The organism is Shigella sonnei, from assembly GCF_002950395.1.
Taxonomy (GTDB): Bacteria; Pseudomonadota; Gammaproteobacteria; order Enterobacterales; family Enterobacteriaceae; genus ECMA0423.
Genome location: NZ_CP026802.1, coordinates 3540274 through 3554840 on the forward strand (window position 1 = coordinate 3540274; position 14567 = coordinate 3554840).

The 14567-nt window shown below is 51.4% G+C and carries 17 protein-coding genes; 12 read left to right on the forward strand and 5 right to left on the reverse strand.

The features are described from left to right. The first annotated feature begins 37 nt into the window (after positions 1–37). From cytR to rraA, 6 genes are all read left to right on the forward strand, one after another. Positions 38–1063: a DNA-binding transcriptional regulator CytR gene (cytR, locus tag C1P89_RS18330; RefSeq protein ID WP_000644904.1), complete on the forward strand. Its 1026-nt coding sequence runs from the start codon at positions 38–40 to the stop codon at positions 1061–1063. A 91-nt stretch (positions 1064–1154) separates the two neighbouring features. Beyond that, a complete protein-coding gene (gene ftsN / locus C1P89_RS18335; protein WP_000068834.1) occupies positions 1155–2114 on the forward strand; it encodes a cell division protein FtsN in 960 nt (319 codons plus the stop codon). Positions 2115–2206: 92 nt separating this feature from the next. Continuing rightward, positions 2207–2737 carry an ATP-dependent protease subunit HslV gene (gene hslV, locus C1P89_RS18340; RefSeq protein WP_000208242.1) on the forward strand — a complete coding sequence of 177 codons (531 nt, stop codon included), beginning with the start codon at positions 2207–2209 and terminating at the stop codon, positions 2735–2737. A gap of 9 nt (positions 2738–2746) precedes the next feature. Continuing rightward, entirely contained in the window at positions 2747–4078 is a 1332-nt protein-coding gene (hslU, locus tag C1P89_RS18345; RefSeq protein ID WP_001293341.1) for an ATP-dependent protease ATPase subunit HslU, read from the forward strand. A gap of 66 nt (positions 4079–4144) precedes the next feature. After that, complete coding sequence (menA, locus tag C1P89_RS18350) at positions 4145–5071, forward strand: 1,4-dihydroxy-2-naphthoate polyprenyltransferase (protein WP_005137635.1); 927 nt, start codon at positions 4145–4147, stop codon at positions 5069–5071. A 92-nt stretch (positions 5072–5163) separates the two neighbouring features. Continuing rightward, a complete protein-coding gene (rraA, locus tag C1P89_RS18355; RefSeq protein WP_000872908.1) occupies positions 5164–5649 on the forward strand; it encodes a ribonuclease E activity regulator RraA in 486 nt (161 codons plus the stop codon). 84 nt (positions 5650–5733) lie between these two features. Here the strand turns inward: rraA and zapB are convergent, their stop codons facing one another. Next, complete coding sequence (gene zapB, locus C1P89_RS18360; RefSeq protein WP_001296623.1) at positions 5734–5979, reverse strand: septal ring assembly protein ZapB; 246 nt, start codon at positions 5977–5979, stop codon at positions 5734–5736. A gap of 425 nt (positions 5980–6404) precedes the next feature. On the opposite strand from zapB, the gene glpF reads away from it, so the two are divergent. From glpF to fpr, 4 genes are all read left to right on the forward strand, one after another. Next, positions 6405–7250 carry a glycerol uptake facilitator protein GlpF gene (gene glpF, locus C1P89_RS18365; protein ID WP_000084268.1) on the forward strand — a complete coding sequence of 282 codons (846 nt, stop codon included), beginning with the start codon at positions 6405–6407 and terminating at the stop codon, positions 7248–7250. A gap of 22 nt (positions 7251–7272) precedes the next feature. Then, positions 7273–8784 (forward strand): glycerol kinase GlpK, encoded by a 1512-nt coding sequence (gene glpK, locus C1P89_RS18370; RefSeq protein WP_000136789.1) that lies wholly within the window; start codon positions 7273–7275, stop codon positions 8782–8784. 129 nt (positions 8785–8913) lie between these two features. Next, positions 8914–9924 carry a class II fructose-bisphosphatase gene (glpX, locus tag C1P89_RS18375; RefSeq protein ID WP_001250644.1) on the forward strand — a complete coding sequence of 337 codons (1011 nt, stop codon included), beginning with the start codon at positions 8914–8916 and terminating at the stop codon, positions 9922–9924. 96 nt (positions 9925–10020) lie between these two features. Beyond that, positions 10021–10767, forward strand: a complete 747-nt coding sequence (fpr, locus tag C1P89_RS18380; RefSeq protein WP_000796334.1) for a ferredoxin--NADP(+) reductase — start codon at positions 10021–10023, stop codon at positions 10765–10767. Between the two features lie 4 nt (positions 10768–10771). On the opposite strand, the gene uspD is transcribed toward fpr, so the two are convergent. From uspD to C1P89_RS18395, 3 genes are all read right to left on the reverse strand, one after another. Then, a complete protein-coding gene (gene uspD, locus C1P89_RS18385; protein ID WP_000323556.1) occupies positions 10772–11200 on the reverse strand; it encodes a universal stress protein UspD in 429 nt (142 codons plus the stop codon). Between the two features lie 26 nt (positions 11201–11226). Then, entirely contained in the window at positions 11227–11526 is a 300-nt protein-coding gene (locus C1P89_RS18390; RefSeq protein WP_000655986.1) for a DUF406 domain-containing protein, read from the reverse strand. Positions 11527–11737: 211 nt separating this feature from the next. Continuing rightward, positions 11738–12178, reverse strand: a complete 441-nt coding sequence (locus C1P89_RS18395) for a DUF805 domain-containing protein (protein WP_000155257.1) — start codon at positions 12176–12178, stop codon at positions 11738–11740. A gap of 100 nt (positions 12179–12278) precedes the next feature. On the opposite strand from C1P89_RS18395, the gene C1P89_RS18400 reads away from it, so the two are divergent. Both C1P89_RS18400 and tpiA read left to right on the forward strand, forming a co-directional pair. Next, on the forward strand, positions 12279–12878 hold the full coding sequence (locus tag C1P89_RS18400; protein ID WP_000802226.1) for a YiiQ family protein: 600 nt from the start codon (positions 12279–12281) through the stop codon (positions 12876–12878). A 107-nt stretch (positions 12879–12985) separates the two neighbouring features. Then, positions 12986–13753, forward strand: a complete 768-nt coding sequence (gene tpiA / locus C1P89_RS18405) for a triose-phosphate isomerase (protein WP_001216325.1) — start codon at positions 12986–12988, stop codon at positions 13751–13753. Between the two features lie 54 nt (positions 13754–13807). Here tpiA and cdh read toward each other — a convergent pair whose 3' ends face one another. Continuing rightward, complete coding sequence (cdh, locus tag C1P89_RS18410) at positions 13808–14563, reverse strand: CDP-diacylglycerol diphosphatase (protein ID WP_000708998.1); 756 nt, start codon at positions 14561–14563, stop codon at positions 13808–13810. Positions 14564–14567 lie beyond the last annotated feature (4 nt).

The window sequence follows — 14567 nt, forward strand, 5'->3', positions numbered from 1 at the left end:
GATGTAGTACGCCTGACGTGCCAGGCGAGGAGTGAGTGTGAAAGCGAAGAAGCAGGAAACTGCCGCGACCATGAAAGACGTTGCCCTCAAGGCAAAAGTCTCTACAGCGACTGTCTCCCGAGCATTAATGAATCCCGATAAAGTCTCCCAGGCCACCCGTAATCGGGTTGAAAAAGCGGCCCGGGAAGTGGGTTATTTACCGCAGCCTATGGGGCGCAACGTCAAGCGTAATGAATCCCGCACCATTCTGGTGATTGTCCCGGATATCTGCGATCCCTTCTTTAGCGAAATTATTCGCGGTATCGAAGTTACGGCGGCAAATCACGGATATCTGGTGCTGATTGGCGACTGTGCGCATCAAAATCAGCAGGAAAAAACCTTTATCGATTTGATCATCACCAAGCAAATTGATGGCATGTTGCTGCTGGGTTCAAGGCTGCCGTTTGATGCCAGCATTGAGGAACAGCGTAATCTGCCGCCGATGGTGATGGCGAACGAATTCGCACCGGAACTGGAGCTACCTACAGTTCATATCGACAATCTGACCGCCGCATTTGATGCAGTAAATTATCTATATGAGCAAGGGCATAAACGGATTGGCTGTATAGCCGGTCCCGAAGAGATGCCGCTGTGTCACTACCGCCTGCAAGGTTACGTTCAGGCGCTGCGTCGCTGCGGCATTATGGTTGATCCGCAATACATCGCCCGTGGCGACTTCACCTTCGAAGCCGGAAGCAAAGCGATGCAGCAGCTGCTTGATCTTCCACAACCGCCTACTGCTGTCTTCTGCCATAGCGATGTGATGGCGCTCGGCGCACTTTCTCAGGCAAAACGCCAGGGGCTGAAAGTCCCGGAAGACCTTTCCATAATCGGTTTTGATAACATCGACCTGACGCAATTTTGTGATCCGCCGCTGACAACCATCGCGCAGCCGCGTTACGAAATCGGTCGGGAAGCTATGCTGTTATTGCTTGATCAAATGCAGGGGCAACACGTTGGCAGTGGCTCTCGTTTAATGGACTGCGAACTTATCATCCGGGGATCAACACGCGCGTTACCTTAAAGTAAACCTTTAAGACTGCCGTGACTGGTCAAAGGCCCGCCGCTTAAGTAACATGGCGGGCTGACGAACGAATAAATACAGCGAAACGATAGTGGCACAACGAGATTATGTACGCCGCAGCCAACCGGCACCTTCGCGGCGAAAAAAGAGCACCTCACGGAAAAAGCAACGAAATCTGCCTGCGGTTTCTCCCGCTATGGTCGCTATTGCTGCCGCCGTGCTTGTGACCTTTATCGGTGGTCTGTACTTCATTACGCATCACAAGAAAGAAGAGTCCGAGACGCTGCAAAGCCAGAAAGTGACCGGTAACGGACTACCACCAAAACCAGAAGAACGCTGGCGCTACATTAAAGAGCTGGAAAGTCGCCAGCCGGGTGTGCGTGCGCCCACAGAACCTTCTGCCGGTGGTGAAGTGAAAACGCCGGAGCAACTGACACCAGAACAACGTCAGCTTCTTGAACAAATGCAGGCTGATATGCGCCAGCAGCCAACGCAGCTGGTTGAAGTTCCGTGGAATGAACAGACGCCGGAACAGCGTCAGCAAACGCTACAACGCCAGCGTCAGGCGCAGCAATTAGCGGAGCAGCAACGCCTGGCTCAGCAGTCGCGTACGACTGAACAAAGCTGGCAGCAGCAGACGCGTACGTCGCAAGCCGCGCCGGTACAGGCGCAACCGCGCCAGTCTAAACCGGCTTCTACTCAGCAGCCGTACCAGGATCTGCTGCAAACCCCTGCGCACACGACCGCGCAGTCGAAGCCGCAGCAAGCTGCGCCGGTTGCTCGTGCCGCTGACGCGCCAAAACCGACGGCGGAGAAAAAAGACGAACGCCGCTGGATGGTGCAGTGCGGTTCGTTCAGAGGCGCGGAACAGGCAGAGACGGTACGTGCTCAGCTGGCGTTCGAAGGATTTGACTCGAAAATCACCACCAACAATGGCTGGAATCGTGTGGTCATTGGCCCGGTGAAAGGCAAAGAGAACGCAGACAGCACCCTCAATCGGTTGAAGATGGCGGGTCATACAAACTGCATTCGGCTCGCCGCCGGGGGTTGAAACCCTCAAAATCCCCCCCATCTATAATTGCATTATGCCCCGTACTTTTGTACGGGGTTTGTACTCTGTATTCGTAACCAAGGGGTCAGCTCGTGACAACTATAGTAAGCGTACGCCGTAACGGCCATGTGGTCATCGCTGGTGATGGTCAGGCCACGTTGGGCAATACCGTAATGAAAGGCAACGTGAAAAAGGTCCGCCGTCTGTACAACGACAAAGTCATCGCGGGCTTTGCGGGCGGTACTGCGGATGCTTTTACGCTGTTCGAACTGTTTGAACGTAAACTGGAAATGCATCAGGGCCATCTGGTCAAAGCCGCCGTTGAGCTGGCAAAAGACTGGCGTACCGATCGCATGCTGCGCAAACTTGAAGCACTGCTGGCAGTCGCGGATGAAACTGCATCGCTTATCATCACCGGTAACGGTGACGTGGTGCAGCCAGAAAACGATCTTATTGCTATCGGCTCCGGCGGCCCTTACGCCCAGGCTGCGGCGCGCGCGCTGTTAGAAAACACTGAACTTAGCGCCCGTGAAATTGCTGAAAAGGCGTTGGATATTGCAGGCGACATTTGCATCTATACCAACCATTTCCACACCATCGAAGAATTAAGCTACAAAGCGTAAGGATCTCCCATGTCTGAAATGACCCCACGCGAAATCGTCAGCGAACTGGATAAGCACATCATCGGCCAGGACAACGCCAAGCGTTCTGTGGCGATTGCTCTGCGTAACCGCTGGCGTCGCATGCAGCTCAACGAAGAGCTGCGCCATGAAGTGACCCCGAAAAATATCCTGATGATCGGCCCGACCGGTGTCGGTAAAACTGAAATCGCCCGTCGTCTGGCTAAGCTGGCGAATGCGCCGTTCATCAAAGTTGAAGCGACCAAATTCACCGAAGTGGGCTATGTCGGTAAGGAAGTGGATTCTATTATTCGCGATCTGACCGATGCCGCCGTGAAAATGGTACGCGTCCAGGCTATCGAGAAAAACCGTTATCGCGCTGAAGAACTGGCAGAAGAACGTATTCTCGACGTGCTGATCCCACCTGCTAAAAACAACTGGGGACAGACCGAACAGCAGCAGGAACCGTCCGCTGCTCGTCAGGCATTCCGCAAAAAACTGCGTGAAGGCCAGCTTGATGACAAAGAAATCGAGATCGATCTTGCCGCAGCACCGATGGGCGTTGAAATTATGGCTCCTCCAGGCATGGAAGAGATGACCAGCCAGCTGCAGTCCATGTTCCAGAACCTGGGCGGCCAGAAGCAAAAAGCGCGTAAGCTGAAAATCAAAGACGCCATGAAGCTGCTGATTGAAGAAGAAGCGGCGAAACTGGTGAACCCGGAAGAGCTGAAGCAAGACGCTATCGACGCTGTTGAGCAGCACGGGATCGTGTTTATCGACGAAATCGACAAAATCTGTAAGCGCGGCGAGTCTTCCGGTCCGGATGTTTCTCGTGAAGGCGTTCAGCGTGACCTGCTGCCGCTGGTAGAAGGTTGCACCGTTTCCACCAAACACGGGATGGTCAAAACTGACCACATTCTGTTTATCGCTTCTGGCGCGTTCCAGATTGCGAAACCGTCTGACCTGATCCCGGAACTGCAAGGTCGGCTGCCAATCCGCGTTGAACTGCAGGCACTGACCACCAGCGACTTCGAGCGTATTCTGACCGAGCCGAATGCCTCTATCACCGTGCAGTACAAAGCACTGATGGCGACTGAAGGCGTAAATATCGAGTTTACCGACTCCGGTATTAAGCGCATCGCGGAAGCGGCATGGCAGGTGAACGAATCTACCGAAAACATCGGTGCTCGTCGTTTACACACTGTTCTGGAGCGTTTAATGGAAGAGATTTCCTACGACGCCAGCGATTTAAGCGGTCAAAATATCACTATTGACGCAGATTATGTGAGCAAACATCTGGATGCGTTGGTGGCAGATGAAGATCTGAGCCGTTTTATCCTATAATCGCGTTCAATCATTTTCATCATTGTTTGATGGGGCTGAAAGGCCCCATTTTTATTGGCGCGTATTATGACTGAACAACAAATTAGCCGAACTCAGGCGTGGCTGGAAAGTTTACGACCTAAAACCCTCCCCCTCGCCTTTGCTGCAATTATCGTCGGGACGGCGCTGGCATGGTGGCAAGGTCACTTCGATCCGCTGGTCGCCCTGCTGGTACTAATTACCGCCGGGCTATTACAGATCCTTTCTAACCTCGCCAATGATTACGGCGATGCGGTAAAAGGCAGCGATAAACCTGACCGCATTGGGCCGCTACGCGGCATGCAAAAAGGGGTCATTACCCAGCAAGAGATGAAACGGGCGCTCATTATTACCGTCGTGCTCATCTGTCTCTCCGGGCTGGCACTGGTTGCAGTGGCATGCCATACGCTGGCCGATTTTGTCGGTTTCCTGATTCTTGGCGGGTTGTCGATCATTGCCGCTATCACCTACACCGTGGGCAATCGTCCTTATGGTTATATCGGTCTGGGTGATATTTCCGTACTGGTTTTCTTTGGCTGGTTGAGCGTCATGGGGAGCTGGTATTTACAGGCTCATACATTGATTCCGGCACTGATCCTTCCGGCGACCGCCTGTGGCCTGCTGGCAACGGCAGTACTGAACATTAATAACCTGCGTGATATCAATAGCGACCGCGAAAATGGCAAAAACACGCTGGTGGTGCGCTTAGGTGAAGTGAACGCGCGTCGTTATCATGCCTGCCTGCTGATGGGCTCTCTGGTATGTCTGGCGCTGTTTAATCTCTTTTCGCTGCATAGCCTGTGGGGCTGGCTGTTCCTGCTGGCGGCACCATTACTGGTGAAGCAAGCCCGTTATGTGATGCGGGAAATGGACCCGGTGGCGATGCGACCAATGCTGGAACGTACTGTCAAGGGAGCGTTACTGACTAACCTGCTGTTTGTTTTAGGGATATTCCTAAGCCAGTGGGCAGCATAACTGACAAATATCAATTAACAATTGATGATTTTGCCAACAGCCTACATAGCGCGATATACTGAAAATTCTCGCAGCAACTGAATGTTAAGCCTATGAAATACGATACTTCCGAGCTTTGTGACATCTATCAAGAAGATGTTAACGTCGTGGAACCGCTGTTCTCCAACTTTGGCGGACGGGCGTCGTTTGGCGGACAAATAATCACGGTAAAATGTTTCGAGGACAACGGGTTGCTGTACGATCTGCTCGAACAGAATGGCCGTGGTCGTGTTCTTGTCGTCGATGGCGGTGGTTCTGTTCGTCGCGCACTGGTCGATGCTGAACTGGCGCGTCTGGCAGTACAAAATGAATGGGAAGGTCTGGTTATTTACGGCGCGGTGCGTCAGGTAGATGACCTAGAAGAGTTGGATATCGGCATCCAGGCGATGGCGGCAATTCCGGTTGGTGCCGCTGGCGAAGGCATTGGCGAAAGCGATGTCCGCGTCAATTTTGGCGGTGTAACCTTCTTCTCCGGCGACCATCTTTATGCCGACAATACCGGGATTATTCTTTCAGAAGATCCGCTGGATATTGAATGATAAGAAAGGCACCGCAAGGTGCCTTTTTTCTGCGTTACCTGTTGGCCTACACAGTAAAGAAATTACGCGAAAGATGAAGCGTAATCAGACCTCTTCCATGCGACCCAGCAGGGCCTGCAGACGTTCCTGCCAGCCGTTCTGCTGTTCTTTCAGATGGTTGTTCTCACGCTCCAGCTCTTCGCGCTGATGCTGGGCATTTTGAACTTCCTGCGACAGTGAGTTGTTTTTTTCTTTCAGCTCTTCGATTTCCATCTGCAACAGAGTGATGGTATCAATCGCCTGCTGTACTTTTGCTTCCAGTTTCTCAAACACTTCTAATGACATTGTCATACCTCTCCTGAATTGCAAGGCGTTGATGGATAAAAAATCCTCGTCCCGATTACCGGTGACGCCTTAATAAATACGAGCGCACTTTAGTTAGCTCCGATTGTATGAAGCCGCGCCATCGCTGTCCAGCGGCACGCCTTGCAGATTACGGTTTGCCACACTTTTCATCCTTCTCCTGGTGACATAATCCACATCAATCGAAAATGTTAATAAATTTGTTGCGCGAATGATCTAACAAACATGCATCATGTACAATCAGATGGAATAAATTGCGCGATAACGCTCATTTTATGACGAAGCACACACATTTTAAGTTCGATATTTCTCGTTTTTGCTCGTTAACGATAAGTTTACAGCATGCCTACAAGCATCGTGGAGGTCCGTGACTTTCACGCATACAACAAACATTAACTCTTCAGGATCCGATTATGAGTCAAACATCAACCTTGAAAGGCCAGTGCATTGCTGAATTCCTCGGTACCGGGTTGTTGATTTTTTTCGGTGTGGGTTGCGTTGCAGCACTAAAAGTCGCTGGTGCGTCTTTTGGTCAGTGGGAAATCAGTGTCATTTGGGGACTGGGGGTGGCAATGGCCATCTACCTGACCGCAGGGGTTTCCGGCGCGCATCTTAATCCCGCTGTTACCATTGCATTGTGGCTGTTTGCCTGTTTCGACAAGCGCAAAGTTATTCCTTTTATCGTTTCACAAGTTGCCGGCGCTTTCTGTGCTGCGGCTTTAGTTTACGGGCTTTACTACAATTTATTTTTCGACTTCGAGCAGACTCATCACATTGTTCGCGGCAGTGTTGAAAGTGTTGATCTGGCAGGCACTTTCTCTACTTACCCTAATCCTCATATCAATTTTGTGCAGGCTTTCGCAGTTGAGATGGTGATTACCGCTATTCTGATGGGGCTGATCCTGGCGTTAACGGACGATGGCAACGGTGTACCACGCGGCCCTTTGGCTCCCTTGCTGATTGGTCTACTGATTGCGGTCATTGGCGCATCTATGGGCCCATTGACGGGTTTTGCCATGAACCCAGCGCGTGACTTCGGTCCGAAAGTCTTTGCCTGGCTGGCGGGCTGGGGCAATGTCGCCTTTACCGGCGGCAGAGACATTCCTTACTTCCTGGTGCCGCTTTTTGGCCCTATCGTTGGCGCGATTGTAGGTGCATTTGCCTACCGCAAACTGATTGGTCGCCATTTGCCTTGCGATATCTGTGTTGTGGAAGAAAAGGAGACCACAACTCCTTCAGAACAAAAAGCTTCGCTGTAATATGACTACGGGACAATTAAACATGACTGAAAAAAAATATATCGTTGCGCTCGACCAGGGCACCACCAGCTCCCGCGCGGTCGTAATGGATCACGATGCCAATATCATTAGCGTGTCGCAGCGCGAATTTGAGCAAATCTACCCAAAACCAGGCTGGGTAGAACACGACCCAATGGAAATCTGGGCCACCCAAAGCTCCACGCTGGTAGAAGTGCTGGCGAAAGCCGATATCAGTTCCGATCAAATTGCAGCTATCGGTATTACGAACCAGCGTGAAACCACTATTGTCTGGGAAAAAGAAACCGGCAAGCCTATCTATAACGCCATTGTCTGGCAGTGCCGTCGTACCGCAGAAATCTGCGAGCATTTAAAACGTGACGGTTTAGAAGATTATATCCGCAGCAATACCGGTCTGGTGATTGACCCGTACTTTTCTGGCACCAAAGTGAAGTGGATCCTCGACCATGTGGAAGGCTCTCGCGAGCGTGCGCGTCGTGGTGAATTGCTGTTTGGTACGGTTGATACGTGGCTTATCTGGAAAATGACTCAGGGCCGTGTCCATGTGACCGATTACACCAACGCCTCTCGTACCATGTTGTTCAACATCCATACCCTGGACTGGGACGACAAAATGCTGGAAGTGCTGGATATTCCGCGCGAGATGCTGCCAGAAGTGCGTCGTTCTTCCGAAGTGTACGGTCAGACTAACATTGGCGGCAAAGGCGGCACGCGTATTCCAATCTCCGGGATCGCCGGTGACCAGCAGGCCGCGCTGTTTGGTCAGTTGTGCGTGAAAGAAGGGATGGCGAAGAACACCTATGGCACTGGCTGCTTTATGCTGATGAACACCGGCGAGAAAGCGGTGAAATCAGAAAACGGCCTGCTGACCACCATCGCCTGCGGCCCGACTGGCGAAGTGAACTATGCGCTGGAAGGTGCGGTGTTTATGGCAGGCGCATCCATTCAGTGGCTGCGCGATGAGATGAAGTTGATTAACGACGCCTACGATTCCGAATATTTCGCCACCAAAGTGCAAAACACCAATGGTGTGTATGTGGTTCCGGCCTTTACCGGGCTGGGTGCGCCGTACTGGGACCCGTATGCGCGCGGGGCGATTTTCGGTCTGACTCGTGGGGTGAACGCTAACCACATTATACGCGCGACGCTGGAGTCTATTGCTTATCAGACGCGTGACGTGCTGGAAGCGATGCAGGCCGACTCTGGTATCCGTCTGCACGCCCTGCGCGTGGATGGTGGCGCAGTAGCAAACAATTTCCTGATGCAGTTCCAGTCCGATATTCTCGGCACCCGCGTTGAGCGCCCGGAAGTTCGCGAAGTGACTGCATTGGGCGCGGCCTATCTTGCTGGTCTGGCGGTCGGTTTCTGGCAGAACCTCGACGAGCTGCAAGAGAAAGCGGTGATTGAGCGCGAGTTCCGTCCAGGCATCGAAACCACTGAGCGTAATTACCGTTACGCAGGCTGGAAAAAAGCGGTTAAACGCGCGATGGCGTGGGAAGAACACGACGTAATGTAAATGCCGGATGAAGCGTTTATGCCGCATCCGGTAGTCCCGAAACGTGCGGGGGCAACCCCGCACACATCAATAATCCCTCCCTTCCCCTGTGCTACACTTCGCGCCATTCCTTACTGCTTAGAGTTTGCTATGAGACGAGAACTTGCCATCGAATTTTCCCGCGTCACCGAATCTGCGGCGCTGGCTGGCTACAAATGGTTAGGACGCGGCGATAAAAACACCGCGGACGGCGCGGCGGTAAACGCCATGCGTATTATGCTCAACCAGGTCAATATTGACGGCACCATCGTCATTGGTGAAGGTGAAATCGACGAAGCACCGATGCTCTACATTGGTGAAAAAGTCGGTACTGGTCGCGGCGACGCGGTAGATATTGCTGTTGATCCGATTGAAGGCACGCGCATGACGGCGATGGGCCAGGCTAACGCGCTGGCGGTGCTGGCAGTAGGCGATAAAGGCTGCTTCCTCAATGCGCCGGATATGTATATGGAGAAGCTGATCGTCGGACCGGGAGCCAAAGGCACCATTGATTTGAACCTGCCGCTGGCGGATAACCTGCGCAATGTTGCGGCGGCGCTCGGCAAACCGTTGAGCGAACTGACGGTAACAATTCTGGCTAAACCACGCCACGATGCCGTTATCGCTGAAATGCAACAACTCGGCGTACGCGTATTTGCTATTCCGGATGGCGACGTTGCGGCCTCAATTCTCACCTGTATGCCAGACAGCGAAGTTGACGTGCTGTACGGTATTGGTGGCGCGCCGGAAGGCGTAGTTTCTGCGGCGGTGATCCGCGCATTAGATGGCGACATGAACGGTCGTCTGCTGGCGCGTCATGACGTCAAAGGCGACAACGAAGAGAATCGTCGCATTGGCGAGCAGGAGCTGGCACGCTGCAAAGCGATGGGCATCGAAGCCGGTAAAGTATTGCGCCTGGGCGATATGGCGCGCAGCGATAACGTCATCTTCTCTGCCACCGGTATTACCAAAGGCGATCTGCTGGAAGGCATTAGCCGCAAAGGCAATATCGCGACTACCGAAACGCTGCTGATCCGCGGCAAGTCACGCACCATTCGCCGCATTCAGTCTATCCACTATCTGGATCGCAAGGACCCGGAAATGCAGGTGCACATCCTCTGATTGATTTGATCGATTGAGCCTTCCAGTCCTTCGGGACTGGAATTTTTTTGTTCGGAGAACGAAGATAAGGCAAGTCAATCAAAACAGGAGAAAAACATGGCTGATTGGGTAACAGGCAAAGTCACTAAAGTGCAGAACTGGACCGACGCCCTGTTTAGTCTCACCGTTCACGCCCCCGTGCTTCCGTTTACCGCCGGGCAATTCACCAAGCTTGGCCTTGAAATCGACGGCGAACGCGTCCAGCGCGCCTACTCCTATGTTAACTCGCCCGATAATCCCGATCTGGAGTTTTACCTGGTCACCGTCCCCGATGGCAAATTAAGCCCACGACTGGCGGCACTGAAACCAGGCGATGAAGTGCAGGTGGTTAGCGAAGCAGCTGGCTTCTTTGTTCTGGAGGAAGTACCAGATTGCGAAACGCTATGGATGCTGGCAACCGGTACAGCGATTGGCCCTTATTTATCGATTCTGCAACTAGGCAAAGATTTAGATCGCTTCAAAAATCTGGTCCTGGTTCACGCCGCACGTTATGCCGCCGACTTAAGCTATTTGCCACTGATGCAAGAACTGGAAAAACGCTACGAAGGCAAACTGCGCATTCAGACGGTGGTCAGTCGGGAAACGGCAGCGGGGTCGCTCACCGGACGGATACCGGCATTAATTGAAAGTGGGGAACTGGAAAGCGCGATTGGCCTGCCGATGAATAAAGAAACCAGCCATGTGATGCTGTGCGGCAATCCACAGATGGTGCGCGATACACAACAGTTGCTGAAAGAGACCCGGCAGATGACGAAACATTTACGTCGCCGACCGGGCCATATGACAGCGGAGCATTACTGGTAAGCGGTTACTTATCGATAAACGGCACGATGAGCAAATCCGCACTCATCTTATTGATCATCCCGCGATATGCCGGCATCAAACGGTTGATAAATGAGTGGTGATGACCACAGACAAGGAGGTCGCACTGCTCTTTTTGCATAATTTCCAGCAGTGTTTCCGGCATTTCTCCGCGTTCAATACGCAGTTTTGTCTTCGGCCATTGAATATTTTTCGTCAGTTTATACAGCTTGTTATCCGACTTATTCTTCAACAATTGAAGAATATCTTCTGTTGCAGGGAAGTAGATACCCGGATACAACTCGCTTAAGCCATCATCAATATGAATTAACGTCAGGTGAGCGTCATTATGTCTGGCGAGCTCCAGGGCTTTATTCACCAGTAAGGCATCTTCTTCATTCCCGGAAATTGCCACGCCAATGTGTTTATAAGCCATGTTTAACTCCTTCTAAAGCAACTCCATCAAGCTAACGAACGCAGTGATAACTCAAAAATAATCATCTCGGCCTGGCATGAGAAAGTGAAGGCCGCATCAAGCTCAACTTGCCCCTCCAGATCCTTAATCTTATAGGCCACGCTGGCCCCTTCATCTGCAGAGGATGCAGCGGCGGCAAGCTCTTTCAGTTTGGTCATAAAAGACTCTGCTTCTTCGCGGGTGGCAAAAAAGCGCGAAAACTTACTGGTACAGTTGTCGTTATCAATCACCGTACCGATATCAATCGCACATCCTTTAGTACTGCATTTATCTACGACATCTTTCATAGGGCACCTCTGTATATTCGCCTCTCTGTCGATTACGACTTAAGAATAATGCGCCGTTAAGGGAAGAACAAACAAGTAATGATCTTATGGATTACCATTTTTTTTGATATTGCTTAAGGTGAAGAGTTCAGAAGGATTTTCCGGGTATTGTCATTTGCATCGTGGAAATAACAATCCCGGAAAAAAATAGCAGTAAGAGATATATTAAAGGTTAATTACTTGATTTATTGTCGGCTTTATACTTCACATCCTGAGTATCTTTACCATATTTATTTTCGCCTTGTGTGCCAACAAACGCACCAAGATCGATAAGCATCATCACCAGAATCAACGTCGGGACAAAACGCCCCACCGCCCATTGCCAGACACCCGGTAAAATCGCCCAGTTACCCGCCAGCAGCATCCACGCCACAATCATCAGAAATGCCCATGCGCCGGAACGCCCGCGATCATGCAAGCGCTTAACAGTTACTGCCGCTGTTGGCCAAAGCAAGCACACAAGGCAAAACGCCGCGGTCTGAATATCGAGTAAATTTTTACCCGCCAGTGAGAAAAGCACCAGCATGCCTGCGAACCACAGGCCTATCCAAATCCAGAAATCACGGCGTCCAATACGCCCTTTAAATGAGAATAACCATTGCTGTATGGTCATGTAAGTTCCTTGATGGTTGTCTTTTCCAGGATTCTACCCTTTTGACAAGGGCGACAGATATCGTTTTAATCGGAGCCAGTCATAACAAAAGGTACTGTCAATGAAGCCAGGGTGTACGCTGTTTTTTCTCTTATGTTCTGCATTAACCGTTACAACAACGGCGCATGCACAAACACCAGATACGGCAACGACCGCGCCTTATCTGCTGGCTGGAGCCCCTACTTTCGATCTCTCCATCAGCCAGTTTCGAGAAGACTTTAACAGCCAGAATCCTAGCCTGCCACTGAACGAATTTCGTGCCATCGACAGCAGTCCCGACAAAGCCAATCTCACTCGTGCTGCAAGTAAAATTAACGAGAACTTGTATGCTTCTACAGCGCTGGAGCGCGGTACCTTAAAAATCAAAAGCATTCAAATGACCTGGCTACCCATCCAGGGGCCAGAGCAAAAAGCAGCGAAAGCGAAAGCTCAGGAATACATGGCAGCAGTGATCCGCACACTCACCCCATTAATGACCAAAACACAAAGCCAGAAAAAACTGCAGTCGCTACTAACGGCGGGGAAAAACAAACGTTATTACACCGAGACAGAAGGTGCACTGCGTTATGTTGTCGCGGACAACGGCGAAAAGGGGCTGACCTTCGCTGTTGAACCGATTAAGCTGGCGCTATCTGAATCGCTTGAAGGTTTGAATAAATGACAAAAAGCAAAGCCTTTGTGCCGATGAATCTCTATACTGTTTCACAGACCTGCTGCCCTGCGGGGCGGCCATCTTCCTTTATTCGCTTATAAGCGTGGAGAATTAAAATGCGACATCCTTTAGTGATGGGTAACTGGAAACTGAACGGCAGCCGCCACATGGTTCACGAGCTGGTTTCTAACCTGCGTAAAGAGCTGGCAGGTGTTGCTGGCTGTGCGGTTGCAATCGCACCACCGGAAATGTACATCGATATGGCGAAGCGCGAAGCTGAAGGCAGCCACATCATGCTGGGTGCGCAAAACGTGGACCTGAACCTGTCCGGCGCATTCACCGGTGAAACTTCTGCCGCTATGCTGAAAGACATCGGCGCTCAGTACATCATCATCGGCCACTCTGAACGTCGTACTTACCACAAAGAGTCTGACGAACTGATCGCGAAAAAATTCGCGGTGCTGAAAGAGCAGGGCCTGACTCCGGTTCTGTGCATCGGTGAAACCGAAGCTGAAAACGAAGCGGGCAAAACTGAAGAAGTTTGCGCACGTCAGATCGACGCGGTACTGAAAACTCAGGGTGCTGCGGCATTCGAAGGTGCGGTTATCGCTTACGAACCTGTATGGGCAATCGGTACTGGCAAATCTGCAACTCCGGCTCAGGCACAGGCTGTTCACAAATTCATCCGTGACCACATCGCTAAAGTTGACGCTAACATCGCTGAACAAGTGATCATTCAGTACGGCGGCTCTGTAAACGCGTCTAACGCTGCAGAACTGTTTGCTCAGCCAGATATCGACGGCGCGCTGGTTGGCGGTGCTTCTCTGAAAGCTGACGCTTTCGCAGTGATCGTTAAAGCTGCAGAAGCGGCTAAACAGGCTTAAGTCTGACAGGTGCCGGATTTCATATCCGGCACTTACTTTCCTTAACTCTTCGCCTTAACGCAAAATCTCACACTGATGATCCTGAATTTCCTCGGCTGAAGCACGGTTAAGCGTCAGTAGATTTCGTTGTGTCGCCAGCAATACAAATGAGTTATCACTCTGCCGTACCATCGCCAGCCCGTAGCTTCCCATATGTTCCCGCGCCTCAGGTACTTCTTCTGCCAGCATCATAAATGGGCTGCGTTGTACCAGTTCGCTTTCCGTTACCCGACGCGCCAGGTATTCATGCCCGCGCAAACCACCTGGCAGTGGCAACCAGCGGCTGCTGATGTTCGCCAGATTGTTATCCAGTTGTTCGCGCACATCAGGACGAATACAAGAGATATGAATATGAAAATGGTTTTGCGTACGCCCGGTGCGGGAGTTGATCGCCAAAGAAACCGCGCGATCGGGAACCGGCTGGCCGTATTTTTTGCTCATAAAATCACGCGCCTGCCAGGCCAACCAAAAGAAGTTCGGCGTTGAAGGATCGGTCAACAAAGGACTTTCAGTACCGTTAATACGATACGTTGGCATCAACAGATATTGCAGTGGACCATTAAGATCTTTTAAAACCACGTATCCGGCATTGGGTTTGACTTCCGCACATGGCGAAGGATTTTGATTTTGCTGCTGATTGGGCAAACATTCCTCAAGGACAATCTTACGTAATGTATCCGACTCTTCACCGGTTAATTTCCAGTAACCAATACCGGCAGCCACAACGGCGATAACTATCATCACCAAAAAAAGAAGACCCGCTTTTTTCATCTTT

Excerpts from the sequence above, each read along its gene's own strand:
- hslU (WP_001293341.1), top strand. The coding sequence starts at position 2,747 with ATGTCTGAAATGACCCCACGCGAAATCGTCAGCGAACTGGATAAGCAC.
- menA (WP_005137635.1), top strand. The coding sequence starts at position 4,145 with ATGACTGAACAACAAATTAGCCGAACTCAGGCGTGGCTGGAAAGTTTA.
- rraA (WP_000872908.1), top strand. The coding sequence starts at position 5,164 with ATGAAATACGATACTTCCGAGCTTTGTGACATCTATCAAGAAGATGTT.
- zapB (WP_001296623.1), bottom strand. The coding sequence starts at position 5,979 with ATGACAATGTCATTAGAAGTGTTTGAGAAACTGGAAGCAAAAGTACAG.
- glpF (WP_000084268.1), top strand. The coding sequence starts at position 6,405 with ATGAGTCAAACATCAACCTTGAAAGGCCAGTGCATTGCTGAATTCCTC.
- glpK (WP_000136789.1), top strand. The coding sequence starts at position 7,273 with ATGACTGAAAAAAAATATATCGTTGCGCTCGACCAGGGCACCACCAGC.
- glpX (WP_001250644.1), top strand. The coding sequence starts at position 8,914 with ATGAGACGAGAACTTGCCATCGAATTTTCCCGCGTCACCGAATCTGCG.
- fpr (WP_000796334.1), top strand. The coding sequence starts at position 10,021 with ATGGCTGATTGGGTAACAGGCAAAGTCACTAAAGTGCAGAACTGGACC.
- uspD (WP_000323556.1), bottom strand. The coding sequence starts at position 11,200 with ATGGCTTATAAACACATTGGCGTGGCAATTTCCGGGAATGAAGAAGAT.
- C1P89_RS18390 (WP_000655986.1), bottom strand. The coding sequence starts at position 11,526 with ATGAAAGATGTCGTAGATAAATGCAGTACTAAAGGATGTGCGATTGAT.
- C1P89_RS18395 (WP_000155257.1), bottom strand. The coding sequence starts at position 12,178 with ATGACCATACAGCAATGGTTATTCTCATTTAAAGGGCGTATTGGACGC.
- C1P89_RS18400 (WP_000802226.1), top strand. The coding sequence starts at position 12,279 with ATGAAGCCAGGGTGTACGCTGTTTTTTCTCTTATGTTCTGCATTAACC.
- tpiA (WP_001216325.1), top strand. The coding sequence starts at position 12,986 with ATGCGACATCCTTTAGTGATGGGTAACTGGAAACTGAACGGCAGCCGC.
- cdh (WP_000708998.1), bottom strand. The coding sequence starts at position 14,563 with ATGAAAAAAGCGGGTCTTCTTTTTTTGGTGATGATAGTTATCGCCGTT.